The organism is Kitasatospora sp. NPDC059747 (assembly GCF_042732955.1).
Classification (GTDB): domain Bacteria; phylum Actinomycetota; class Actinomycetes; order Streptomycetales; family Streptomycetaceae; genus Kitasatospora.
The window spans coordinates 116,526-140,362 of the sequence record NZ_JBHWGV010000004.1 but is presented as its reverse complement, the minus strand read 5'-3'; the positions used below and the strand labels follow the sequence as shown (position 1 = coordinate 140,362).

The 23,837-nt window shown below is 73.2% G+C and carries 24 protein-coding genes; 4 read left to right on the top strand and 20 right to left on the bottom strand.

The genetic code is table 11. The features are described from left to right. The 3 genes from ACFV4G_RS03435 to groES all read right to left on the bottom strand — a co-directional run. Positions 1 to 732, bottom strand: a 732-nt coding sequence (locus tag ACFV4G_RS03435) for a LysR family transcriptional regulator (protein WP_380435957.1), incomplete at its 3' end; no start/stop codon positions are given. A gap of 152 nt (positions 733 to 884) precedes the next feature. After that, complete coding sequence (gene groL / locus ACFV4G_RS03430) at positions 885 to 2,519, bottom strand: chaperonin GroEL (RefSeq protein WP_380435955.1); 1,635 nt, start codon at positions 2,517 to 2,519, stop codon at positions 885 to 887. A 116-nt stretch (positions 2,520 to 2,635) separates the two neighbouring features. Beyond that, positions 2,636 to 2,941, bottom strand: coding sequence for a co-chaperone GroES (groES, locus tag ACFV4G_RS03425; RefSeq protein WP_014136232.1), 306 nt, complete (start codon positions 2,939 to 2,941; stop codon positions 2,636 to 2,638). 278 nt (positions 2,942 to 3,219) lie between these two features. Between groES and ACFV4G_RS03420 the strand changes: the two genes are divergently transcribed. After that, on the top strand, positions 3,220 to 4,386 hold the full coding sequence (locus tag ACFV4G_RS03420) for a methyltransferase domain-containing protein (RefSeq protein WP_380435953.1): 1,167 nt from the start codon (positions 3,220 to 3,222) through the stop codon (positions 4,384 to 4,386). Between the two features lie 51 nt (positions 4,387 to 4,437). On the opposite strand, the gene ACFV4G_RS03415 is transcribed toward ACFV4G_RS03420, so the two are convergent. The 5 genes from ACFV4G_RS03415 to tsaB form a co-directional block, all read right to left on the bottom strand. Beyond that, entirely contained in the window at positions 4,438 to 5,340 is a 903-nt protein-coding gene (locus tag ACFV4G_RS03415) for a polysaccharide deacetylase family protein (RefSeq protein WP_380435952.1), read from the bottom strand. Positions 5,341 to 5,414: 74 nt separating this feature from the next. Further along, positions 5,415 to 5,675: a hypothetical protein gene (locus ACFV4G_RS03410; protein ID WP_380435951.1), complete on the bottom strand. Its 261-nt coding sequence runs from the start codon at positions 5,673 to 5,675 to the stop codon at positions 5,415 to 5,417. Continuing rightward, on the bottom strand, positions 5,672 to 6,778 hold the full coding sequence (tsaD, locus tag ACFV4G_RS03405; protein WP_380435950.1) for a tRNA (adenosine(37)-N6)-threonylcarbamoyltransferase complex transferase subunit TsaD: 1,107 nt from the start codon (positions 6,776 to 6,778) through the stop codon (positions 5,672 to 5,674). Before tsaD ends, ACFV4G_RS03410 begins: the two co-directional genes overlap by 4 nt. Further along, a complete protein-coding gene (gene rimI / locus ACFV4G_RS03400) occupies positions 6,771 to 7,268 on the bottom strand; it encodes a ribosomal protein S18-alanine N-acetyltransferase (RefSeq protein ID WP_380435988.1) in 498 nt (165 codons plus the stop codon). Before rimI ends, tsaD begins: the two co-directional genes overlap by 8 nt. Before the next feature lie 23 nt (positions 7,269 to 7,291). Continuing rightward, complete coding sequence (tsaB, locus tag ACFV4G_RS03395; RefSeq protein ID WP_380435948.1) at positions 7,292 to 7,948, bottom strand: tRNA (adenosine(37)-N6)-threonylcarbamoyltransferase complex dimerization subunit type 1 TsaB; 657 nt, start codon at positions 7,946 to 7,948, stop codon at positions 7,292 to 7,294. A gap of 154 nt (positions 7,949 to 8,102) precedes the next feature. Here tsaB and ACFV4G_RS03390 point away from each other — a divergent pair, with 154 nt between their 5' ends. Further along, the gene (locus ACFV4G_RS03390) at positions 8,103 to 8,669 is read left to right on the top strand and encodes a hypothetical protein (RefSeq protein ID WP_380435986.1); all 567 of its coding nucleotides are present in this window, start codon (positions 8,103 to 8,105) and stop codon (positions 8,667 to 8,669) included. Between the two features lie 54 nt (positions 8,670 to 8,723). On the opposite strand, the gene ACFV4G_RS03385 is transcribed toward ACFV4G_RS03390, so the two are convergent. The 5 genes from ACFV4G_RS03385 to ACFV4G_RS03365 all read right to left on the bottom strand — a co-directional run bounded on the left by ACFV4G_RS03385 (position 8,724) and on the right by ACFV4G_RS03365 (position 14,050). Further along, complete coding sequence (locus ACFV4G_RS03385) at positions 8,724 to 8,918, bottom strand: hypothetical protein (protein ID WP_380435946.1); 195 nt, start codon at positions 8,916 to 8,918, stop codon at positions 8,724 to 8,726. Positions 8,919 to 9,047: 129 nt separating this feature from the next. Beyond that, positions 9,048 to 9,542, bottom strand: coding sequence for a tRNA (adenosine(37)-N6)-threonylcarbamoyltransferase complex ATPase subunit type 1 TsaE (tsaE, locus tag ACFV4G_RS03380; RefSeq protein WP_359962313.1), 495 nt, complete (start codon positions 9,540 to 9,542; stop codon positions 9,048 to 9,050). 106 nt (positions 9,543 to 9,648) lie between these two features. Beyond that, positions 9,649 to 10,821 (bottom strand): alpha/beta fold hydrolase, encoded by a 1,173-nt coding sequence (locus ACFV4G_RS03375; protein ID WP_380435944.1) that lies wholly within the window; start codon positions 10,819 to 10,821, stop codon positions 9,649 to 9,651. Next, positions 10,818 to 12,005: an alanine racemase gene (gene alr, locus ACFV4G_RS03370; protein ID WP_380435942.1), complete on the bottom strand. Its 1,188-nt coding sequence runs from the start codon at positions 12,003 to 12,005 to the stop codon at positions 10,818 to 10,820. Before alr ends, ACFV4G_RS03375 begins: the two co-directional genes overlap by 4 nt. A gap of 569 nt (positions 12,006 to 12,574) precedes the next feature. Further along, positions 12,575 to 14,050, bottom strand: a complete 1,476-nt coding sequence (locus ACFV4G_RS03365; protein WP_380435940.1) for an NAD(P)H-hydrate dehydratase — start codon at positions 14,048 to 14,050, stop codon at positions 12,575 to 12,577. Between the two features lie 105 nt (positions 14,051 to 14,155). On the opposite strand from ACFV4G_RS03365, the gene ACFV4G_RS03360 reads away from it, so the two are divergent. Next, the gene (locus ACFV4G_RS03360; protein WP_380435938.1) at positions 14,156 to 14,680 is read left to right on the top strand and encodes a Uma2 family endonuclease; all 525 of its coding nucleotides are present in this window, start codon (positions 14,156 to 14,158) and stop codon (positions 14,678 to 14,680) included. A 30-nt stretch (positions 14,681 to 14,710) separates the two neighbouring features. Here the strand turns inward: ACFV4G_RS03360 and glmS are convergent, their stop codons facing one another. Next, positions 14,711 to 16,567: a glutamine--fructose-6-phosphate transaminase (isomerizing) gene (gene glmS / locus ACFV4G_RS03355; RefSeq protein WP_380435936.1), complete on the bottom strand. Its 1,857-nt coding sequence runs from the start codon at positions 16,565 to 16,567 to the stop codon at positions 14,711 to 14,713. A 99-nt stretch (positions 16,568 to 16,666) separates the two neighbouring features. Here glmS and coaA point away from each other — a divergent pair, with 99 nt between their 5' ends. After that, positions 16,667 to 17,662: a type I pantothenate kinase gene (gene coaA / locus ACFV4G_RS03350; protein WP_380435934.1), complete on the top strand. Its 996-nt coding sequence runs from the start codon at positions 16,667 to 16,669 to the stop codon at positions 17,660 to 17,662. A gap of 86 nt (positions 17,663 to 17,748) precedes the next feature. Here coaA and glmM read toward each other — a convergent pair whose 3' ends face one another. The 6 genes from glmM to rplQ form a co-directional block, all read right to left on the bottom strand. Further along, the gene (gene glmM, locus ACFV4G_RS03345) at positions 17,749 to 19,113 is read right to left on the bottom strand and encodes a phosphoglucosamine mutase (protein WP_380435932.1); all 1,365 of its coding nucleotides are present in this window, start codon (positions 19,111 to 19,113) and stop codon (positions 17,749 to 17,751) included. A gap of 164 nt (positions 19,114 to 19,277) precedes the next feature. Continuing rightward, positions 19,278 to 19,787: a 30S ribosomal protein S9 gene (rpsI, locus tag ACFV4G_RS03340; protein WP_049649053.1), complete on the bottom strand. Its 510-nt coding sequence runs from the start codon at positions 19,785 to 19,787 to the stop codon at positions 19,278 to 19,280. A gap of 45 nt (positions 19,788 to 19,832) precedes the next feature. After that, complete coding sequence (rplM, locus tag ACFV4G_RS03335) at positions 19,833 to 20,276, bottom strand: 50S ribosomal protein L13 (protein ID WP_030055846.1); 444 nt, start codon at positions 20,274 to 20,276, stop codon at positions 19,833 to 19,835. 243 nt (positions 20,277 to 20,519) lie between these two features. Next, positions 20,520 to 22,178, bottom strand: a complete 1,659-nt coding sequence (locus ACFV4G_RS03330) for an ABC-F family ATP-binding cassette domain-containing protein (RefSeq protein ID WP_380435929.1) — start codon at positions 22,176 to 22,178, stop codon at positions 20,520 to 20,522. Positions 22,179 to 22,246: 68 nt separating this feature from the next. Then, positions 22,247 to 23,158, bottom strand: coding sequence for a tRNA pseudouridine(38-40) synthase TruA (gene truA, locus ACFV4G_RS03325; RefSeq protein WP_380435927.1), 912 nt, complete (start codon positions 23,156 to 23,158; stop codon positions 22,247 to 22,249). A gap of 89 nt (positions 23,159 to 23,247) precedes the next feature. Next, complete coding sequence (gene rplQ, locus ACFV4G_RS03320) at positions 23,248 to 23,727, bottom strand: 50S ribosomal protein L17 (RefSeq protein WP_359962289.1); 480 nt, start codon at positions 23,725 to 23,727, stop codon at positions 23,248 to 23,250. Positions 23,728 to 23,837: the final 110 nt, after the last annotated feature.

Genomic DNA, 23,837 nt, shown 5'->3' with positions numbered 1-23,837 from the left:
GCCACCCCTTTGTTTTGTTGGGTGGGGTGGTTCTTTTTTTTTATAACCCCCCCGGCCCCCCCCCCCCCGGCCCGCCCCCCCCCCCGCCCGCCCCCCCCCCGCGCGGGGGGGCGCCCCCGGCAGCAGGCCCACCAGCGGGTCGTCCAGCAGCGGCGTGACCACCAGGTCGGACCAGTCGGTGCCGGCGCTCAGCTGCTGCGCCTCCAGGTTCGCCTCGGCCCGCGCCTCGCGCGGCGTGCCGTGCGCGGGCACCGGGAGAGCGGTGGCGCCCTCGGACTGCGGGTAGCGGAAGGCCAGCGCGATCTCGCACTCGCCGCCGCGCAGCATCGCCAGCGACTCCGGCGGCTCCGCCTCGACCAGCGACACGCGCACCCCCGGATGGCTGTCCCGCAGGCGGGCGACGGCGGGCGGCACCAGGGTGGAACTCGCGGTCGGGAAGGACACCAGCCGCACCCGCCCGGCCCGCAGCCCGGCGATGGCCGCGACCTCCTCCTCGGCCGCCGACAGCCCGGCCAGGATCCCGGTGGCGTGCTTGAGGAGCACCCGTCCGGCCTCGCTCAGCTGCATGCCCCGGCCCGAACGGACCACCAGCGGGGTGTCCACGGACTTCTCCAGGGCCTTCATCTGCTGGCTGATGGCGGGCTGGGTACAGCCCAGCTCGCGCGCGGCGGCGGAGAAGGAGCCGGTGCGGGCGACGGCACGCAGGACGCGCAGGTGGCGGGCCTCGATCATGCCTCAGTTATAAGGCAATCTTTGCCGAACGCAAAATTTCACTGATAGTTGAGTCTTCAAGCGGACTCGCGGACCCCCGGGCCCGAACGCCGGAGGCCCGGCCCGCCTCCCAGGATGGGGGCGGACCGGGCCTCCGGTCCACTTCAGGGGCCTCAGTGCGAGTGGCCGTGACCGCCGTGCGAGTGGCCGTGACCGGCGTCGGCGGCCTCCTCCTTCTTCTCCACCACGAGGGTCTCGGTGGTGAGCAGCAGGGAGGCGATCGAGGCGGCGTTCTCCAGGGCGGAGCGGGTGACCTTGACCGGGTCGATGACGCCGGCCTTCACCAGGTCGCCGTACTCGCCGGTGGCGGCGTTGTAGCCCTGGCCGGCCTCCAGCTCGGCGACCTTGGAGGTGATGACGTAGCCCTCCAGGCCGGCGTTCTGGGCGATCCAGCGCAGCGGCTCGTGCAGCGCCTTGCGGACCACGGCGACACCGGTGGCCTCGTCGCCCGACAGGCCCAGGCCGCCGTCCAGCACCTTGGCGGCGTGGACCAGGGAGGCGCCACCGCCGGCGACGATGCCCTCCTCGACCGCGGCGCGGGTCGCCGAGATGGCGTCCTCCAGGCGGTGCTTGCGCTCCTTCAGCTCCACCTCGGTGGCGGCGCCGACCTTGATGACGCAGACGCCGCCGGCCAGCTTGGCCAGGCGCTCCTGCAGCTTCTCGCGGTCCCAGTCGGAGTCGGTGCCGGCGATCTCGCCCTTGATCTGGGCGACGCGGCCGGCCACGGCCTCGGCGTCGCCGGCGCCCTCGACGATGGTGGTCTCGTCCTTGGTGATGGTCACGCGGCGGGCGCTGCCCAGCACGTCCAGACCGGCCTGGTCGAGCTTGAGGCCGACCTCCTCGGAGATCACGGTGCCGCCGGTCAGGGTGGCCAGGTCGCCGAGGATCGCCTTGCGGCGGTCGCCGAAGCCCGGGGCCTTGACGGCGACGGCGTTGAAGATGCCGCGGATCTTGTTCAGCACCAGGGTCGACAGCGCCTCGCCGTCGACGTCCTCGGCGATGATCAGCAGCGGCTTCGAGGCACCGCCCTGCAGGATCTTCTCCAGCAGCGGCAGGAGCTCCTGGATCGAGGAGATCTTGCCCTGGTGGATCAGGATGTACGGGTCCTCCAGGACCGCCTCCTGCCGCTCCGCGTCGGTGACGAAGTACGGCGACAGGTAGCCCTTGTCGAACTGCATGCCCTCGGTGAACTCGAGCTCGACGCCGAAGGTGTTCGACTCCTCGACGGTGATGACACCGTCCTTGCCGACCTTGTCGATCGCCTCGGCGATCAGCTCGCCGACCTGGGTGTCCTGGGCGGAGAGGGACGCGACGGCGGCGACGTCGTCCTTGCCCTCGATCTCGCGGGCCACCGAGAGCAGGTGCTCGGAGACGGCGGCGACGGCCTTGTCGATGCCCTTCTTCAGGGCGGCCGGGCCGGCACCGGCGGCGACGTTGCGCAGACCCTCGTTGACCAGGGCCTGGGCCAGCACGGTGGCGGTGGTGGTGCCGTCGCCCGCGACGTCGTTGGTCTTGGTGGCGACCTCCTTGACGAGCTGAGCGCCAAGGTTCTCGTACGGGTCGTCCAGCTCGACCTCACGGGCGATGGTGACACCGTCGTTGGTGATGGTCGGGGCGCCGAACTTCTTGTCGATGACGACGTTGCGGCCCTTGGGGCCGATGGTCACCTTGACGGTGTCGGCCAGCTTGTTGACACCGCGCTCCAGCGAGCGGCGGGCGTCCTCGTCGAACTGCAGGATCTTCGCCATGTTCCCTATTCCCTCGGGGCTGCGGCCGGCCCACCGGCCGCCGAACTACGTGAACCAACAACCACGCCCCGGGCCCCTGTCACTTGGGACACGGATCCGGGGCGGGTCGGAACGACTTACTTCTCGATGATGGCGAGAACGTCGCGGGCGGAGAGGACGAGGTACTCCTCGCCCTGGTACTTCACCTCGGTGCCGCCGTACTTCGAGTACAGGACGATGTCACCGACGGCGACGTCGAGCGGCAGACGCTGGCCGTCCTCGAAGCGGCCCGGGCCGACGGCCAGGACGACACCCTCCTGGGGCTTCTCCTTGGCGGTGTCCGGGATAACCAGGCCGGAGGCCGTGGTGGTCTCGGCGTCGAGCGGCTGGACCACGATGCGGTCCTCGAGCGGCTTGATGGCAACCTTGCTGCTGGTGGTCACGTCCGAGCTCCCCTTCGGAGATTACGGGGTTTTCTAACGGGTAAGGGGCGAACCTGCGCACCTGCCGTCGCGGGGGTCAGGCACGCGTCTTCGCGTTAGCACTCCCCAGGTGGAGAGTGCCAAGGACGACCATAGGCCCGTGTTAGCACTCAGTCAACCAGAGTGCCAACGACGCGCCCCGCCGTCCCGGCCCGCGGACGCGCGGCCGCCGTCCCGCGCGGCCCTGCACGACCGCCCGGGACCGGCCACCACACCGCCCGACCGGCGAGAATGGCCCCGTGGACACCGAGAACCTCCAGCCGCTGCTGACCCCCGAGGGACAGGACCTGCTCGCCGCGTTGCGCGAGTTCACGCCCGAGGAGGAGCTCGCGCTGGCCACCCGGCTGCGGCGCGAGCACCCGGCCGACCTGGTGTCGGCGGCGTTCGGGCAGGCGCGGCTGCGCCAGCGCGCCCGCGCGAAGTTCGGGGCGGACGCCGACCTGATGTACTTCACGCCCAACGGCGTCGAGCAGTCCACCCGGCGCAGCGTCGCCGAGTGGCGCGCGCAGCGCTTCGCCGGGCTCGGGGTGCGGCGGCTGGCCGACCTGTGCTGCGGGATCGGCGGGGACGTCCTGGCGCTGGCCCGGGCCGGGATCGAGGTGCTGGCCGTCGACCGGGACCCGGCCGCCTGCGCGGCCACCGCCGCCAACGCCGCCGCGCTGGGCCTCACCGACCTGGTCGAGGTGCGCTGCGCGGACGTCGCGGACGTGGACGTCACCGGCTACGACGCGGTGTTCACCGACCCGGCGCGACGGACGGCGCGCGGCCGGGTGTTCGACCCGGAGGCGTACGCCCCACCGCTCTCGTGGGCCGTCGAGGCCGGCCGCCGGACCCCGATCGGCGCGCTGAAGGTCGCGCCGGGCATCCCGCACGAGGCCGTCCCCGAGGACGCCGAGGCCGAGTGGGTCTCCGACCACGGGGACGTGAAGGAGGCGGTGCTCTGGTTCGGTACCAAGGCCGCCCACCCGCACCGCGCGACGCTCCTGCCGCACGCCGCGAGCCTCACCGGCGGCGATCTGCCCGACCCGGCGGCCGGGCCGGTCGGCCGGTACCTGTACGAGCCGGACGGCGCCGTGATCCGCGCCCACCTGGTGGCCGAGGTGGCCGAGCAGGTGGGCGGACGGCTGATCGACCCGAAGATCGCCTACCTGACCTCGGACGAGCTGGTCCCGACGCCGTACGCGCACGCCTTCGAGCTGACCGACGTGCTGCCCTTCCACATCAAGAAGCTGAAGGCCCTGCTGCGCGAGCGCGGGGTCGGCACGGTGGTGATCAAGAAGCGCGGGATGGCGATCACCCCGGAGGAACTGCGCCGCCAGCTCAAGCCCTCCGGGCCGAACTCCGTCACGGTGATCCTCAGCCGCACCGACAACGGCCCGCTGATGATGCTCGGTCAGCCGGTCTGATCGGCCGCGCCGGACGGACGGGCCGGCTGACCGGACGGACGGACCGGACGGCTACGCCGGCGGCTGGATGTAGTCGTCCAGCCGGGCCACCGAGAAGCCCTGCTCCTGGATCCGGGCCAGCAGCTCGCCGAACATCTGGGTCATCGTGGCGCCCTTGAGCTCCTTCGGCCCGCGGAAGTGGGCCAGGATGATGTCGCCGGGCTTCAGCTTCTTGTCCGCCGCCTGGTACTGCATGTCGTGGATCTGCATCGACTCGCGCCACAGCACGACCGCCCGCGGACCGCACTCCTGCACCGAGGTGTTGAGCGTCGGCGTGTTGGCGCCGTCCCCGAACGGCGGGCGGAACAGCAGCGGCGCGGTGCCGTACTGCTGGGTGAGCGCGCTCTGGTCGTCGCAGATCTCGGACTTCTGCTTGTCCGGCGTGAGCTTGCTCATCACCGGGTGGGTGACGGTGTGGTTCTGGATGTGGTTGCCGAGCGCCTGGAGTGGCTTGAAGTAGCCGTAGTCGTTCTTGACGATGTCCTTGGTCAGGAACATCGTGATCGGCACCTTGAGGTCGGTCAGCATCTCGACGAACTTCGGGTCCTTCTCGGCACCGTCGTCGATGGTGATGAAGACGACCTTGTCGCTCGTCTTCACGTCGCTGAACACCGGTACGGTGCCGGTCCGTTCGAGCTTGACGGGCTTGTCGGCGGGCGGCGCGGGGGCCGGGGCCAGCGGCTTGAGGTTCCACTTCGCCCACGCGGCGTCGCCCGCGGCCTGCGCCGCCGCGGGCGTGGTCGCCGCGGCGGTCGGCGCGGCGCCGCCGGCGGGCTGGCCCCCGGCCGGGGCCGCGCTCGTGGGTGCCGGGGCGGCGGCGCCGTCCCCGTTGCCGCCGCACCCGGTGGCGAGGGCCAGCAGGGCCAGCGCCCCCGCCGCGTACGCCTTGGTCCTGTTCCGGCCGTCCTGCTTCACCGCGCGCGCTCCTGGTCCGTCCGCCGTTTCTCAGCTAGCACGGTAGTGGCCCGGCGCGCGGTTCCCGTACCGGCCTACTCGACGTGCTCGCTGGTGAAGGACCAGCGGTGCACCGAACGGCCGAGCAGCTCGGCCGGCGGCTCGGCGACGGGCACCGGCTCGCCGCTCCACCAGGCGATCAGCAGCACCCGCTCACCGGGGGCGCCGAACAGTTCGAGGCGCTCCAGGCCCGCCGAGCCGCGCAGCGCCGGGATCGCCGTCTCCCGTGCCCAGGAGGCGAGTTCGGCCCCGCGGCCGTCGGCGGCGCGGGCCTCCCACATCATGGCGACGGTCACCCGGCACCGCCGCCGAGGGCGTCGTACGCCTGGCCGTGGACGTCGCCGTGGTGCAGGTCCGCGGCCGGGACGTGGACGTCGGTGACGGGCAGCGAGGAGTCCGCCGACAGGTCGAAGGCGGACGGCGCGCGGTCGCGCCACACCATCTCGGAGCCCAGCGCGGCCACCATCGCGCCGTTGTCGGTGCACAGGCCCGGGCGCGGCACCCGCAGCTTGATCCCGGCCCGGTCACAGCGCTGCTGGGCCATCTCGCGCAGCCGCGAGTTGGCCGCGACCCCGCCGCCGATCATCAGGTGGTCGACGCCGTTGTCCTTGCACGCCTTGACGGCCTTGCGGGTGAGCACGTCGGTGACCGCCTCCTGGAAGGACGCCGCCACGTCGGCGACCGGCACCTCCTCGCCGGCCCGGCGCTTGGCCTCCACCCACCGGGCGACGGCGGTCTTCAGGCCGGAGAAGGAGAAGTCGTACGCGGGGTCGTTCCGGCCGCTCAGGCCGCGCGGGAAGGCGATCGCCTTGGGGTCGCCCTCGCGGGCCGTGCGGTCCACGATCGGGCCGCCGGGGAAGCCCAGGCCGAGCACCCGGGCCACCTTGTCGAAGGCCTCGCCGGCCGCGTCGTCGATGGTCGCGCCGAGCGGGCGGACGTCGGTCGTGATGTCCTCGCTGAGCAGCAGCGAGGAGTGCCCGCCGGAGACCAGCAGCGCCATGGTCGGCGAGGGCAGCCGGCCGTGCTCCAGCTGGTCGACGCAGATGTGCGAGGCGAGGTGGTTGACCCCGTACAGCGGCTTGTCCAGCGCCCAGGCGTACGCCTTCGCGGCGCTGACGCCGACCAGCAGCGCGCCGGCCAGGCCGGGGCCCGCCGTCACGGCGATGCCGTCCAGGTCGCTCGCCTTGACCCCGGCGGTGTCCAGGGCGCGCTGGATGGTCGGGACCATCGCCTCCAGGTGGGCCCGGCTGGCGATCTCCGGGACGACGCCGCCGAAGCGGGCGTGGTCGTTGACGCTGGAGGCGACCGCGTCGGCCAGCAGCGTGGTGCCGCGCACGATGCCGACGCCGGTCTCGTCGCAGGAGGTCTCGATGCCGAGGACGAGCGGTTCGTCAGCCATGGCGGGTGTCCTCAATGTCCTTCGGGTCGGTGCTGTCGGTGCTGTCGGTGCTGGGGTGGTCGAGGCGCATCACCAGCGCGTCGACGTTGGCGGGCTGGTAGTAGCCGCGCCGGATGCCCACCGGCTGGAAGCCGTGGCGCTCGTACAGCCGCTGGGCGCGCGGGTTGTCCACCCGCACCTCCAGCAGCAGTTCGGCGCAGCCCCGCCGGGCGGACTCCCGGATCAGGTCGGTGAGCAGCGCCGCGCCGAGGCCGGCGCCCTGGTGGCGTTCGTCGACGGCGATGGTCTGGACGTCGCCCTCGCCGGCGATCGCCATCAGTCCGGCGTAGCCGACGATCGTGCCGTCCGCGGCGGTGGCCACGGTGTAGTGGCGGGTGCCGCCGGGGTGGGTCTCGGCCAGCTCGGACCAGTACATCCCGTGGGACCAGGCGTCCTCGGGGAAGAGCCGCAGCTCCAGTTCCATCACCGGCTCGATGTCCCACCAGCGCATCGGGCGCAGGGTGGTGCCGTGGTTCACGCCGGGAGCACCGCCTTGTAGCCGGCCGGCACCTGGGCGTCCGGGCGGCGCAGGTACAGCGGCACGTTCGGCAGCAGCTCGCGCCCGGCGGCCAGCTCGGCGGCGGCGAAGCCGGCCAGGGCGCCGGCCGAGACGTGCTCGGGGCCGTGCGCGCCCGGGAAGGCGTCGGGGTAGAGCAGCGCGCCGGCGCCGACCGAACGCGGCCGCGGCGACAGCTCGGCCGGGCGGTCCACGCCGGGGCCCTCGGTGCGGCGGCCGTCGGCGTCGTAGGAGGCCCAGTAGACCTCCTTGCGGCGCGCGTCGGTGGCCACCGTGAACGGCTGCCCGGCCAGGCCCTCGGCGCGCGCCTGGAACGCGATCGCGTCCAGGGTGCAGACGCCGTGCACCGGCAGGCCCAGCGCGTGGCCGAGCGCGGCGGCGGTCACGAGGCCGACCCGCAGGCCGGTGTACGGGCCGGGGCCGACGCCGACGGCGATGCCGGTGAGCTGCTGCTTGTCGACGCCGGCCGTCCGCAGCACCCGGTCGATGGCGGGCAGGAGCAGTTCGCCGTGGCGCCGGGCGTCGACCTGGTCGGTCTCGGCGAGGACGGCCGTGCCGTCGTGGACGGCGGCGGTGACGGCGGGGGTAGCGGTGTCGAACGCGAGCAGCAGCACGGGTCAAGGTTAGACCGACGTTGGGCCGACCGGCCGATCGATACGGCGTACCACTGCGGAACACACGTCCGAGCCGCTGCGGAGCGGCCCGCGGGACCTGGCACGATTAGGGCGGTACGTACAGCGGACGGCGGCGGGAGCGGCAGTGGCGAAGATGGGTCCTGGAGTGGTGGTCACGGGGCTGACCCTGGGAGCCCTGGCGGTCGTGAGCCTGCTGGCCTTCCAGGCGAACGGCGCCCAGGACCGCGCGGGCGCCGCCCGGCCGACCGCCACCGCGACGGCCGGCGGCCCGGCCACCTCGGCGGCGCCGAGCACGACCCCGACCCCGACGGCACCGACGCTGCCGGCCTCCTCGGGCACCGGCACGCGGGTCGTCTACTCGGTCTCCGGCCACTACGTGTGGCTGATCGAGCCGAAGAAGAACCCGCAGGTGGTCGCGGCGTTCCCGGTCACCCCGGGCACGGTCGAGCCGACCCCCGGCGCGTACCCGGTGTACAGCCGCACGGCCACCACCACCGGGACGGACGGCAAGCAGATCGAGCACGTGGTGCGCTTCGCGCAGCAGAACGGCGTGGTCTTCGGCTTCAGCGCGGCCGTGGACGGCGCGACGCCGACCGCCGACCCCAAGACCAAGACCGGCGGCATCCGCAGCTCCCGCCAGGACGGTCAGCTGCTGTGGGACTTCGCCCCGAAGGACACCAAGGTGGTCGTGGTCGCCTGAGGCGTGCCCGTCCGACTCGTGGTCACCCGGCGCGCGCGCGTCCGACCAGGGCCGTCAGGCCGCGCGGGGCGTGTCCGTCCCGGCGTCGTCGGCCCGGCGCGGCGCCGGTTCGGGCGGGGTGGACACCGCCTCGGCCGCGGCGCACGCGGCCAGCAGCGCCCGCATCGGCTCCCCCGGAGCGCGACGGGCGGACTCTCCGGCCCCGGTGGTGCGCACGGCGCGCTCCGGGGCGGGGGTGGTGCTCGACATGGCGCCTCCCTAGTTAGGCAGACCTAACCGCAGCACCCATCCCATCACGCCCGGCGCCCCCCTCGCAACACTTTCCCGACAGCCTGTCGGCAAACGGACGGCGAAGCCTCCGCACGGCCCGACGGGCCGTCACGCCAGCTTCGCCAGCTCGACGTCCTCCCAGCGCGCCCCGATGCCGGTCAGCAGCACGCGGCGCGGGTCGTGGTCCTCGCCCGCGGTGTCGCCGATCGCCCGCTCGATCCGCACCTCCAGGCGGTCCTCGGACAGCCGCTCGACCTTGCCCTCGCCCCACTCGACCACCACCACCGACTCGGGCAGCGACACGTCGAGGTCGAGGTCCTCCATCTCGTCCAGGTCGCCGCCCAGCCGGTACGCGTCCACGTGCACCAGGGCCGGACCGCCCACGAGCGACGGGTGCACCCGGGCGATCACGAAGGTCGGCGAGGTCACCGCGCCGCGCACCTGCAGGCCCTCCCCCAGGCCCCTGGTCAGCGTGGTCTTCCCCGCGCCCAGCTCACCCGAAAGGAGCACCAGGTCCCCCGGCCTCAGCAGCGCGGCCAGCTCCCGGCCGAGCCGGCCCATCCGCTCCGGGGTGGGGACGGTGAGAGTGGCGTGCGAGCCCATGCGCGTGTCTTGCCCTTCGGTCCGTACCGGGCGCGCCGACCACCGGCCGCCCCCGCTACCGTGCCACATCCGCGGCCGGGCGCGCGCCGCGGTCCCCGGCCGTCCCTCAGACCGGATCGAGGACGGACGGCGGCGGCTCGGCGGCCCCGCCGAACGCCGCGGCCCGCCTGAGCAGCGCGGCCAGGTGGTGGTCCACCAGCTCCGGGCGCTCCAGCATCACCAGGTGGCCGGCGCCCTCGACGATCACCAGCTCGGCGCCGGGCAGTTGCTCGGCCATCGCCTCGCTGTGCGCGGGCGGCGTCAGGAGGTCCTTGGTGCCGGCCAGCACCAGCGCCGGCAGGCCGCGCAGGGCCGCCAGCGCGGCGGTCTTCTCGTGCGCGCCGAACACCGGGTAGAACTCGGCGACGACGTCGATCGGCGTGGCGTCCAGCAGCTGCTCGGCGAAGCGCACCACGCCCGGGTCGACGTCCTTCGAACCGAAGGAGAACTTCCGGTAGAACACGGCCGCGACGTCCGAGCCGAACCGGCGGGTCGCCTCCACCAGCTCCACCTGACGGCCCAGCAGCTTGACCACCCCGGGCGCGACCCGCTTGAACAGCTTCGCGCCCGCCGACGGCAGGCCCAGGCTGACCTGGTCCCAGTTCCCCGCCAGCGTGCCCACCAGCGCCACGCCGGCCACGCGCTCGCGGAACAGCTCCGGGTGCTGGTCGGCCAGCGCCATCACCGTCATGCCGCCCATCGAGTGGCCGACCAGCACCAGCGGCCCGGTCGGCGCGACGGCGTCGATCACCGCCTTGAGGTCCCCGCCCAGCTGGTCGATGCTCGCGGGCTCCCCGGCCAGGTAGGAGCGGGAGCGCTCCGAACGGCCGTGGCTGCGCTGGTCCCAGAAGACCAGCCGCAGGCCGTCGCGCAGCGCGGCCCGCTGGAAGTGCCAGCTGTCCTGGCTCAGGCAGTAGCCGTGGCTGAAGACCACGGTCAGCGGCTCGGCGGCACCGCCCGCGTCGTCCCAGCCGGTGCCGTCCAGCTCGACGTACAGCTCGGTGCCGTCCGGTGCGGCCACCGTCCGCGGGCGCCCGCGCAGCGAACCGTACGGCGCACCGGCGTCCAGCTCGGCCCGGGCCCGGCGGCGGGTCGCCCGGCCGACCGTCAGCCGTTCGATCGCCACGCCGGCCGCGGCCCCCGCCGCCAGCACGCCGACCGAGATCCCGATCACGCCCGCCCGGCTCACCCCGGACGCCGCCTTCGCGACCGCCCCGGCCGGGCCGTCGGACTCCGTCATGCGCGGACCGTGCCGTCCAGGTGGCGCCGCGGCACCCGGGCGCCGATCCGGGTCACGATCTCGTACGCGATGGTGCCGCAGGCCCGGGCCCAGTCCTCCGCGGTCGGCTCGCCGCGCTCACCGCTGCCGAACAGCAGCACCTCGTCGCCGACCCGAGGGGTGTCCCCGCCGAGGTCCACGACGAACTGGTCCATCGCCACCCGGCCCGCCACCGTGCGCCACTTGCCGCCGATCTGCACCGGCCCGGTGCCGCTCGCGTGCCGCGGGACGCCGTCGCCGTAGCCCACCGGGACGAGCCCCAGCGTGGTCGGCCCCGGGGTGGTGTAGTGGTGGCCGTAACTGACCCCGTGCCCGCCCGGCACGTGCTTCACCAGCGCCAGCCGCGCCGTCAGCGACATCACCGGGCGCAGCCCGAAGTCGGCCGGCGAACCCACCTCGGGCACCGGCGACAGCCCGTACGCGGCCAGGCCCGTACGGACCAGGTCGAAGTGCGACTCCGGCAGCAGCAGCGCGGCCGGCGAGTTCGCCAGGTGCCGCACCTCGGGGCGCAGCCCGGCGGCCTCCGCGTACGCCAGCGCGGTGTGGAAGGCGTCCAGCTGGGCCTGGATCGACGGGTGCCCGGGCTCGTCCGCGGCGGCGAAGTGCGACCAGACGCCGACGACCGTGAGCAGCCCCTCGGCCTCGGCGCGGCGGGCGTCGTCGACCAGGGCCGGCCAGTCGTGCGGCTGGCAGCCGTTGCGGCCGAGGCCGGTGTCCGCCTTCAGGTGCACGCGGGCCGGGATGCCGGTCTCGCGGACCGCGGGGAGCAGCTCGTCGAGCGCCCACTGCCCGCTGACCGAGATGTCCAGGTCGGACAGGAGCGCCTGCCGCCACGGGCCGCCCGGCGTCCACAGCCAGCACAGGACGCGGGCCTGCTCCGGGCCGATGCCCGCGGCCCGCAGCGCCAGCGCCTCCTCGGGCGTCGCGCAGCCCAGCCACCCGACCCCGTTCGCGACCGCCTCGCGGGCACACGCGACCGCGCCGTGGCCGTAGGCGTCCGCCTTGACCGCGAGCATCACCGCCGCGCTTGCGACGCGTTCGCGCAGCGCGGCGAGGTTGCCGCGCAGGGCGCCCAGATCGATGGTCGCCTCGGCCCGTACGCCGTCGGTGAGGGTGGCCGAGCCGGCCGTCTTCGCAGTTGTCATCAGGGTCAGTCTCCCAGACGTCCCGGAGTCCTCGCCGAACGCCCCGTCGGCGCGGCGCCCCACGGCCGCCGTCCACCCGCTGCTCCGACCTGCACCGGACCGGCTCTCCGCTACCACGGACGCCCCGGCCCCACCCCCGGTTCCGCTCCCCTCCACACACGAGACGTCGGCCGAACCGACTTCCCACCGGAGCGAACGGTCCAACCCCGACACGAGAGCACCACACCAAAAGTCGGCCCACCCGACTTCCCGTGCCTCATCCTCAGCCCCGCATACCCGCCCGCACATCTCGCCGCACCCAGGACGTCGCCGCCGCCCACGGAGGGCACCGCTCGCCACCCCACCCGGGCGTCCCTCCACGCCATCCGGGACGCCGACTGCGCCGCTTCATGGTGGCCGCCCGACCTGAGAGCATGCGCGCGCCACCTCACCTGCACGCCCTGCCTCGCCACCGCCGGCGCCGCGTGTGCCGCCCCGGAGGCAGGCCGCGCCACACCACCGGCGACGCCTCGGCCACCGCCCGGCAGCCGGCCAAGCCAAGCGAGCAAGCCACCGCCCCTCGCCGCGCCCTACCCCGCCCGCACGTCCCGCCACACCACCGGCAGTGCCTCGGCCACCGCCATGGCCGTCGTCGGGGCGCCCGGTGTGCCCGCTGCCCGGCGGCCGGCCAGGCCGTGGAGGTAGGCGGCGACCGAGGCGGCGTCCAGTGGGGTCAGACCGGCCGCGAGGAGGGAGCCGGCCAGGCCTGCCAGGACGTCGCCGCTGCCGGCGGTCGCCAGCCAGGAGGTGCCGGTCGGGTTGACGCGGACCGCGCCGCCGGGGTCGGCGATCACCGTCGTGGAGCCCTTGAGCAGGACGGTCGCCCGGTAGGCGGCGGCGAGGCGGCGGGCGGTGGTCAGCCGGGTGGCGGCCAGGTCGTCGGCGGCCGGGGGTGGTGTGCCGTCGGCGCCGGCGAGCAGCCGGGCGGCCTCGCCGGTGTGCGGGGTGAGCAGGGTGGGCGCGGTGCGGCCGGCCAGGGCGGCCGGGCCGAGGCGGCCGAGTTCGGTCAGCCCGTCCGCGTCGACCAGCACCGGGACGTCGCTCGCGAGCGCCTCGGCGAGGGTCTGGCGCGCCGTTTCGCCGCCGCCCGGGCCGACCACCCACGCCTGCACCCGTCCGGCGCCGTGCGGCCCGCCCTCGGTGACGAGCGTCTCGGGGAAGCGCCGCACGACCTCCTCGGCCGCCGCGCCGACGTACCGGACCGCGCCGGCGCCGCCGCGCAGCGCCGCGGCGACGGCCAGCACCGCCGCACCGGGGTACGTCGCCGAGCCGGCCGCCACGCCGACGACGCCGCGCCGGTACTTGTCGCTCTCGACGCCCGGCTCGGGCAGCAGCGCCGCCACGTCCGCGTGCTGGAGGGCGGTCACGTCCGCCTCCGGCAGTTCCAGCCCGATCCCGACGAGTTGGAGCGTCCCCGCGTACGAGGCGCCCGGGTCGACGAGCAGGCCGGGCTTGTACGTGCCGAAGCACACGGTGACGTCGGCGCGCAGCGCTTCGCCCGGCACCTCGCCGGTGTCGGCGTCGACCCCGCTCGGCAGGTCCACGGCCACCACCAGGCCGCGCCGGGCGGCCTGCGCGTACGGCAGCGCCCCGGACCGCAGCCCGCCGCGGCCGCCGATGCCGACGATCCCGTCCAACACCAGGTCCGCGCGCGAGAAGTCGGCCAGGCCGACTTCCTGGTCCACGACCACCCGTCCGCCCGCCGCCCGCACCGCGGCGAGCCCGCCCGCGTGCGCTCGCTCGGGCGCGAGCAGCACCGCCGTCGCCCGCGCACCGCGCCGGGCCAGCGCGGCGGCGGCGTACAGGGCGTCACCCCCGTTGTCCCCACTGCCCGCGAGCACCACCACCCGGCTGCCGTACACCCGGCCCCGGCGGCCCGTCAGCAGCCGCGCGCACGTCACCGCGAGCCCCGCGGCCGCCCGCTGCATCAGAGTTCCGTCGGGCAGCCGGGCCATCAGCTCCCCCTCGGCGGCCCGGACGACTTCCACACGGTGTGCATGACGCATTCGGAAGCTCCTTCAGCAGACGCCGACGTCGGCCCGCGGCACACTTTCGAGTGACCCTACTTCGATCCCCCGCCGGCACCGGTCCGTACGCCTACGGTGTCGCACGTGGACCTGCTCCAGACGTTCCTGAGGCTGCATGTGCCTCAGTTCTTCAAATCCGAGCTCTTCCAGCCCGAAGAGGAGATCGTCCTCGCGCCATCAGCGGGCGGCACTCACGAGCACGCGGTCGCGTGGTTCGCCCGGACCGTGGCCCGGGAAGCGGTCGAGGAGCTGTACGTCAGCACGGCCAGGGGGCTGATCACCCCGGCGGGCCGGTTCGTCCCGGCCGCCACCGTGGCCCCGTTGGGCCACTTCCGGGATCAGGCTCCGTGGGCACCGTCCGCCGGCGTCGCGCTCGTCCTCGAACTCCCGTCGACCTGTCCGCACAGGGCGCGCGAGCCGAAGCGCCTCGGCTACGCAGCCGCAGCCATCCCCTGCTATCTGCTGGTCGACCGCACTGCGGGCAGGGTCACGCTGTTCACGGACCCGGAGAACGGCGACTACACAGCCCACACCCAGACCGACTTCGGCAAGCCGATCGACCTGCCCGCCCCGTTCTCCTTCACGCTCGACACGGCGCCCCTGCGGTAGCCGCAGGGGCGCCGTGGAGAGGGGCCGGGACTACTCGACCGTGACGGACTTCGCCAGGTTCCGCGGCTGGTCGACCTCGTGGCCCTTGGCCGTGGCCAGCTCGCAGGCGAAGACCTGCAGCGGGACGGTGGACACCAGCGGCTGGAGCAGCGTCGGGGTCGCCGGGATGCGGATCAGGTGGTCGGCGTACGGCACGACCGCCTCGTCGCCCTCCTCGGCGATCACGATCGTCCGGGCGCCACGGGCGCGGATCTCCTGGATGTTGGAGACGATCTTGTCGTGCAGGATCGAACGCCCGCGCGGCGAGGGCACGACCACGACGACCGGCAGCCCCTCCTCGATGAGCGCGATCGGGCCGTGCTTCAGCTCGCCGGCCGCGAAGCCCTCGGCGTGCATGTAGGCGAGCTCCTTGAGCTTGAGCGCGCCCTCCAGGGCCACCGGGAAGCCGACGTGGCGGCCGAGGAACAGCACCGAGCGGGCGTCGGCCAGCGAGCGGGCCAGCTCGCGCACCGGCTCCATCGTCTCCAGCACCTGCTCGACCTGCTTCGGCGCGTCGCCGAGCTCGCGGATGATCGTGAAGATCTCGTCGCCCCACTTGGTGCCGCGGACCTGGCCCAGGTACAGGGCGACCAGGTAGCAGGCGACCAGCTGGGTGAGGAACGCCTTGGTCGACGCGACGGCGACCTCGGGACCGGCGTGCGTGTACAGCACCGCGTCCGACTCGCGCGGGATCGTCGAGCCGTTGGTGTTGCAGATCGCCAGCACCTTGGCGCCCTGCTCGCGGGCGTGCCGCAGGGCCATCAGGGTGTCCATGGTCTCGCCGGACTGCGAGATCGCGATGACCAGCGTGCCCGGGCCCATGATCGGGTCGCGGTAGCGGAACTCCGAGGCGACCTCGACCTCGCAGGGGATGCGGGTCCAGTGCTCGATCGCGTACTTGGCGATCATGCCGGCGTGGAACGCGGTGCCGCAGGCGACGATGACGACCTTGTCGACGGAGCGCAGGTCGGCGTCGGAGATCCGCAGCTCGTCGAGGGTCAGGCGGCCGTCGGTGCCGATCCGGCCGAGGAGGGTGTCGGCGACGGCCTTCGGCTGCTCGGCGATCTCCTTGAGCATGAAGTAGTCGTAGCCGCCCTTCTCGGCGGCGGAGGCGTCCCAGTCGACGTGGTACTCGCGCACGTCGGCCGGGGTGCCGTCGAAGTTGGTGACGGTCACGCCGTCGTGGCGCAGCTCGACGACCTGGTCCTGGCCCAGCTCGATCGCCTCGCGGGTGTGCGCGATGAAGGCGGCGACGTCCGAGGCGAGGAAGTTCTCGCCCTCGCCGCGCCCGACGACCAGCGGCGAGTTGCGGCGGGCGCCGACGACGACGTCCGGCATGTCGGCGTGCACGGCGACGAGGGTGAAGGCGCCGTCCAGCCGGCGGCAGACCACTCGCATGGCCTCCGCGAGGTCGCCCTGGTAGGCCTCGCCGAGCAGGTGCGCCACGACCTCGGTGTCGGTCTCGGAGCGCAGGGTGTGGCCGCGCTCGGCGATCTCGGCGCGCAGCTGGGCGAAGTTCTCGATGATGCCGTTGTGCACGACGGCCACGCGGCGGTCGTCGTCCAGGTGGGGGTGGGCGTTGGCGTCCGTCGGGCCGCCGTGGGTGGCCCAGCGGGTGTGGCCGATGCCGGTGGTGCCGCCGGGCAGAGGGGACTCGGCGAGCGACTTCTCCAGGTTGGCGAGCTTGCCGGCCCGCTTGTCGGTGACGAGGCTCCACTGCCCGTCGGAGCCCTGGACCTGCACGGCGACACCGGCGGAGTCGTAGCCCCGGTACTCCAGTCGCTGCAGGCCTGCGATTACTACGTCGAGGGCGGACTGCGCGCCCACGTATCCAACAATTCCGCACATGCGTGCCAGCATAAGGGCGGGTCTGGGCCCGTTTTCCCACCTTTCGCGAACAGTGCGTGACCGACACCACAACCACCGTGAACGCCGCCACCGCTCACAATGGAGGACGTGCTGACCGAACTCTGTACCCGGGGCGCGACCGCCCCCGGCCCCTCGCCGTCCCCCTACGTGGACCTCAGCCGGGCCGAGTGGAGCGCCCTTCGCGAGCGTACGCCGCTGCCACTGACCGCCGAGGAGGTCGAGCGGCTGCGCGGTCTCGGCACGGCGCTCGACCTGGACGAGGTCCGGGACGTCTACCTGCCGCTGTCCCGGCTGCTGAACCTGTACATCCACGCCACGCACGACCTGCGGGGCGCGCTGGGCACGTTCCTGGACACTCCGGACACCGAGCGCACCCGCACGCCGTTCATCATCGGCGTGGCCGGCTCCGTCGCGGTCGGCAAGTCGACCACCGCACGGCTGCTGCAGGCCCTGCTGGCCCGCTGGCCCGAGCACCCGCGGGTCGAACTGGTCACCACCGACGGCTTCCTGCTGCCCAACGCCGAGCTGCGCCGCCGCGGCCTGATGGCCCGCAAGGGCTTCCCCGAGTCCTACGACCGCCGCGCGCTGATGCGCTTCGTCGCGGACGTGAAGGCGGGCAAGGACCGCGTCAGCGCCCCGGTCTACTCGCACCTGGTGTACGACATCGTGCCGGACGAGCGGCTCACCGTGGAGCGCCCGGACATCCTGATCGTCGAGGGCCTGAACGTCCTCCAGCCCGCCCTGCCCGGCACCGACGGCCGGACCCGCCTCGCGGTGGCCGACTACTTCGACTTCTCGATCTACGTCGACGCCCGCACCGACGACATCGAGCACTGGTACCTGGACCGCTTCCGCAAGCTGCGCGAGACCGCCTTCCAGGACCCGAACTCCTACTTCCGCCGCTTCACCGAGGTGCCGGAGGAGGAGGCGATGGACTACGGCCGCCAGGTCTGGCGCACCATCAACAAGCCCAACCTGCTGGAGAACGTGCTGCCGACCCGGGGCCGGGCCACCCTGGTCCTGCAGAAGGGCCCGGACCACAAGGTCCGCCGGGCCCTGCTGCGCAAGCTCTGACGCCCCCTCGGAGCAGACCGCGAAGGCCCCCGCCGCGCCCCCCTGATGTCCAGGGGCCGCGGCGGGGGCCTTCGTCACGTCCGGGCTCAGCCCAGGTGCGTCCGCACGGCCTCGGCCAGCTTGGCGGCGACGCCCTCGGCCTGGACGGCGTCCGCGGCCTCGACCATGACGCGCACCAGCGGCTCGGTGCCCGACGGGCGCAGCAGCACCCGGCCGGTGGAGCCCAGCTCGGCCTCGGCCTCGGCGACCGCGGCGGCCAGCTCGGTGCTGGTCTTCACGCGGCCCTTGTCGACGCCCTTGACGTTGATCAGGACCTGCGGCAGCCGGGTCATCACGGCGGCCAGGTCGGCGAGCGGCTGCTTGGTGGCGGCCAGGCGGGCGCCCAGCATCAGGCCGGTCAGGGTGCCGTCGCCGGTGGTGGCGTGGTCCAGCAGGATGACGTGGCCGGACTGCTCGCCGCCGAGCGCGAAGCCGTGCTCCTTCATCGCCTCCAGCACGTAGCGGTCGCCGACGGCGGTCTCCACCAGGTCGACGCCCTCGCGCTCCATCGCCAGCTTGAAGCCGAGGTTGGACATCACGGTGGCGACCGCGGTGTTGCGGCGCAGGGTGCCGGCCTCCTTCATGGCGACGGCGAGGATGGCGATGATCTGGTCGCCGTCCACCTCGTTGCCGTCGGCGTCGGCGGCCAGGCAGCGGTCGGCGTCGCCGTCGAGGGCGATGCCGAGGTCGGCCTGGTACTCCTTCATCGCCGTGCGCAGCCGGTCCAGGTGGGTGGAGCCGACGCCGTCGTTGATGTTGAGGCCGGTGGGCTCCGCGCCCAGGGTGTGGACGACCTCGGCGCCGGCCCGGGCGAAGGCCTCGGGGGCGACGTAGGCGGCGGCGCCGTGGGCGCCGTCGATGACGACCTTGATGCCGTCCAGGCGGTTGGGCAGGACGCCGATCAGGTGGGCGACGTACTTGTCGAAGCCCTCGGTGTACTCGCGCACCCGGCCGACGGCCGCGCCGGTCGGACGGTTCCACTCCTCGCCGCCGAGGGCGTGGGCGCGGTAGTGGGCCTCGATCGCGTCCTCGATCGTGTCGTCCAGCTTGTGGCCGCCGCGGGCGAGGAACTTGATGCCGTTGTCCGGCATCGCGTTGTGGCTGGCGGAGAGCATCACGCCGAAGTCGGCGCCGAGCGCGCCGGTGAGGTACGCCACGGCCGGGGTGGGCAGCACGCCGACGCGCAGCACGTCGACGCCGGAACTGGCCAGGCCCGCGATGACCGCGGCCTCCAGGAACTCGCCCGACGCCCGCGGATCGCGACCGACCACCGCGACCGGCCGGTGGCCGTCGAAGGCGCCGGCCTCGCCGAGCACGTGGGCCGCCGCGACCGACAGGCCGAGCGCGAGCTCCGCCGTCAGGCCCACGTTGGCCACTCCGCGCACGCCGTCCGTACCGAAGAGTCGTCCCACTGTCCCGTCCTCCATCAACCAGTCCCGGAAGTCCACTCGGTCCCCGGCCGCCGCACAGTAGCCGGGGAACGCGTCGCCCCGGAGTACACGTGGTACTCCGGGGCGACGGTTGCGCAAACCAGGGGGCGGCGCCGCCAGGGCGGTACGCACCCCCTGGGACGCGATTAGCGCTTGCTGTACTGCGGCGCCTTGCGGGCCTTCTTCAGACCGGCCTTCTTGCGCTCGACGGCGCGGGCGTCACGGGTCAGGAAGCCGGCCTTCTTCAGCGCGCCGCGGTTGTTGTCCACGTCGGCCTCGTTCAGGGCACGGGCCACGCCGAGGCGCAGCGCGTAGGCCTGGCCGGAGACGCCGCCACCGCTGATGCGGGCGACGACGTCGTAACGGCCGTCCAGCTCGAGGAGCTTGAAGGGCTCGTTCACGGTCTGCTGGTGCACCTTGTTGGGGAAGTAACCCTCGAGGGTGCGACCGTTGATCTTCCACTGGCCGGTGCCGGGGACGATGCGCACGCGGGCGATCGCCTCCTTGCGACGGCCCAGGCCGGCGCCGGGGACGGCCTCGCCGAAGCGGCCGGCCAGCGACTCGGAGGTGTAGCTCTCCTCGGAGGTGTACTCGCCCTCGACGGCCTCAACGGCCTCGTCGAAGTCGACCTCAAGGGTTTCAGTGGTCTCGGCCACGGTGTTCCTCAGCTCTTTTCAGTGTTGGGGGGCTTGGTGGCCGAATTACTGCGCGACCTGGGTGATCTCGAACGGCACCGGCTGCTGGGCAGCGTGGGGGTGCTGGTCGCCCGAGTAGACCTTCAGCTTCGAGAGCATCTGACGGCCCAGGCTGTTCTTGGGGATCATGCCCTTGATGGCCTTCTCGACGGCCTTCTCCGGGTTGTTCGCCAGCAGGTCGTCGTAGCGCACCGAGCGCAGACCGCCCGGGAAGCCCGAGTGGCGGTAGGCCAGCTTCTGGGTCTTCTTGTTACCGGACAGGTGCACCTTGTCGGCGTTGATGATGATGACGAAGTCACCAGTGTCAACGTGCGGCGCGTAGATCGCCTTGTGCTTGCCCCGGAGGAGGTTGGCGGCCTGGGAAGCCAGGCGGCCGAGCACGACGTCGGTCGCGTCGATGACGTGCCACTGACGCTGGACGTCGCCGGGCTTGGGGCTGTACGTACGCACGGTCGTAGCCTTCGCTTTTCAGTGAGTGAGTCCTGACAGGAGCACCCGGACGGAAGAGCAGCCTGATCACCCTTGGACGCAATTCAAGGGTGACCGCTGGTCGTCGACCTGATGTCTCCGGCGTACCGACCTCTCACGTGAGATAGAGCGAGCCAATACGCACATCAAGCGTCCAGGTTACCGGGCGGGCGGGGAGGGGTCAAAATCCCGCTCCCACCGGCCGCGGGACCGGCCGCCCGTCACTCAGCGTTCGCGCTCGACCCGGGTGACGTCCCAGACCGGCTCGGACGACTCAAACACCCGGCCGTCGGCCCCGAACACCAGGTAGCGGTCGAAGGTCCGGGCGAACCACCGGTCGTGGGTGACGCACAGCACCGTGCCCTCGAAGGCCTCCAGCCCGGCCTGCAGCGCCTCGGCGCTCTCCAGGTCCAGGTTGTCGGTCGGCTCGTCGAGCAACAGGGCCGTCACGCCGGAGAGTTCGAGCTTGAGGATCATCAGCCGGGCCTGCTGGCCGCCGGACAGCGACTCGAACTTCTGCTCCTCCTGCCGGTCCAGCTCGTAGCGGCGCAGCGCGCCCATCGCGGCGCCGCGGCTGAGCGCGTGCTCCTCCTCCACGATCGAGCGGACGGTGCGCCCGAACAGCTCCGGGTGGGCGTGCGTCTGCCGGAAGTGGCCCGGGACGACCCGGGCGCCGAGCTTCCACGCCCCCGTGTGCGCGACCGTCTCGTCGCCGGCCAGCAGCCGCAGGAGGTGCGACTTGCCGGCGCCGTTGGCGCCGAGCACCCCGACCCGCTCGCCGTAGAAGACCTCCAGGTCGAAGGGCTGCATCAGGCCGGTGAGCTCCAACTGCTCCACGGTGAAGGCCCGGACGCCGGTGCGCCCGCCCTTGAGCCGCATGGTGATGCTCTGCTCGCGCGGCGGCTCCTCCGGGCGGCCGGCCTCCTCGAACTTCTTCAGCCGGGTCTGGGCGGCGGCGTAGCGGGTGGCGAGCGCGTGGCTGACGGAGGCGGCCTGGCGCAGGGTGACGACCAGCTTCTTGAGCTTGGCGTGCTCCTCGTCCCAGCGCCGGCCGAGCTCCTCGAAGCGCGCGAAGCGGTCCTTGCGGGCCTCGTGGAAGCTGTCGAAGCCGCCGCCGTGCACCCAGACGCTGCTGCCGGCCGCGCCGGACTCGACGGCGATGATCTTGTCCGCGGTCTTCGAGAGCAGCTCGCGGTCGTGTGAGATGTACAGCACGGTCTTCGAGGTGGCCTTGATGGCCTCCTCCAGCCAGCGCTTGCCCGGGACGTCCAGGTAGTTGTCCGGCTCGTCGAGGAGGAGCACCTCCTCCGGGCCGCGCAGCAGCGTCTCCAGGACGAGCCGCTTCTGCTCGCCGCCGGAGAGGGTGTTCAGGCCGCGCCACTGGGCCTTGTCGAAGGGCACGCCGAGGGCCGCCATGGTGCAGACGTCCCAGTCGGTCTCGTAGTCGTAGCCGCCGACGTCGGCCCAGTCGGAGAGCGCCTGGGCGTAGGCCATCTGGGTCTTCTCGTCGTCTTGCGCGATCATCGCGAGCTCGGCGGCGTCCACCGCGCGGGCGGCGGTGGCGATCCGCTCGGGGGCGACGGAGACCAGCAGGTCGCGCACGGAGGCGTCGGCCGGCAGCGCGCCGGGAGTGGCCGACCGGTCCTCGCGGCCGGTGGTGCCGACGAACTGGCGCATCACGCCGAGCCCGCCGCTGATCGTCACCGAGCCGCCGTGCGGCTGGATGTCGCCCGCGATCATGCGCAGCAGCGTCGTCTTGCCGGCGCCGTTGGCCCCGACCAGGGCGACCGCGGCGCCCTCGCCGACCCGGAAGGACGCGTCGTCGAACAGCACCCGTCCGTCCGGCAGGTAGTACTCAAGGTGCGAAATCTCGACGTGTCCCATGGGAGCGATTGTCCCAAGCCGACGCCTCCGGCCAAAACGGATTTGGGGCCGGCCTCCGGAGACGGGCCCTAACCGGCGGCCGGCTGCCCGGGCAGGGTCCGCATGCGCCGGGCCTGGCGGTTGCGTTCGGCCAGCTGGTCGTCGGCCGGGTAGCCGACCTCCTCCAGCGTGAGCCCGTACGGCCGGATCACGTTGACGGCCGAGTTGCGGACGCCGCCGGCCAGCACCTCGCCGGGGAACTCCACCGGCCGGTGCCCGTCGCCGACCAGCAGCATCGCGCCGACCAGCGCCCGGACCATGTTGTGGCAGAACGCGTCGGCGCGGACGGTGGCGACCGCGAGCGAGCCCTCCTGGGCGGCGTAGGGGTCCACCGGGACGCGGTCCCAGTGGAGCTCCAGCAGGGTGCGGATGGTCGTCGCGCCCTCGCGCTTCTTGCAGTACGCGGCGAAGTCGTGCTCGCCGAGCAGCAGCTTGGCGGCCTCGTTCATCCGGTCGAGGTCGAGCGGCCGGTCGTGCCAGAGCACGTGCCCGCGCAGCAGCGGGTCCACCCCGCCCTGGTGGTCGGCCACGCGGTACGCGTAGCGCCGCCAGATCGCCGAGAAGCGCGCGTCGAACCCGGGCGGCGCCTCGCCGACCCGGTAGATCCGGACGTCCCCGGGCAGCCGCCCGGCCAGCCGGCGCAGCAGCTTCTCGCGGTGCGCCTCCCACAGCTCGGCCGGCAGGTCGACGTGCGCGACCTGGCCGCGCGCGTGGACGCCGGCGTCGGTGCGGCCGGCCACGGTCAGCGGGAACAGCTCGCCGCTGCGGGTGACGACCTGCAGCGCGCTCTCGATCTCCTCCTGGACCGTCCGGCGGCCGCCCTTCTGGCGGGCCCAGCCGGAGAACTCGGCGCCGTGGTAGGCGAGGTCGAGCCGGACCCGGACGTAGCCGTCGGCCGGGCCGTCCTTCACCGGCGGCTGCTCGGCGCAATCGTTGACCACTGCTTCTCTTCTCCCGGGGACCTCGAAGACAAGGAACGGGCCCGCTCCCCCATCGCTGGGAGAACGGGCCCGCGGTACACCTAGAGGTGTCAGGCCTGCTCGGCGGCCTCGGCCTCGTCGGCCTTGGTCTCGACGGCGGCGGCCTCGTCGGCCTCCTTGACGGCGCGCTTGGTGGCGGCCTCGGCCTCGCCGACGGCGGTCTGCGCGACGGTCAGCGCCTCGACCAGCTCGATCACGGCCATCGGGGCGTTGTCGCCACGACGGGGACCGACCTTGGTGATGCGGGTGTAGCCACCCGGGCGGTTCTCGTAGCGCGGCGCGATCTCGGTGAAGAGGGTGTGCAGCACGGCGATGTCGGTGATCGTCTTGCGCACCAGGCGACGGTTGTGGATGTCGCCCTTCTTCGCCTTGGTGATCAGCTTCTCCGCCAGCGGGCGCAGGCGGCGGGCCTTGGCCTCGGTGGTGGTGATGCGGCCGTACTGGAACAGCTCACGGGCCAGACCGGCGAGCAGCAGCGGCTCGTGGTGCGGGCCACCGCCGAGGCGGGCACCCTTGGTGGGACGCGGCATGGAATTACTCCTTGGATCTCCGACTGCGGCCGTACCAGGTACCGCAGCGGGCGTACGGGCACTGTGCCCGCACGACTTTCACGACGACGGGGACGGTCCTCGCGAGAACC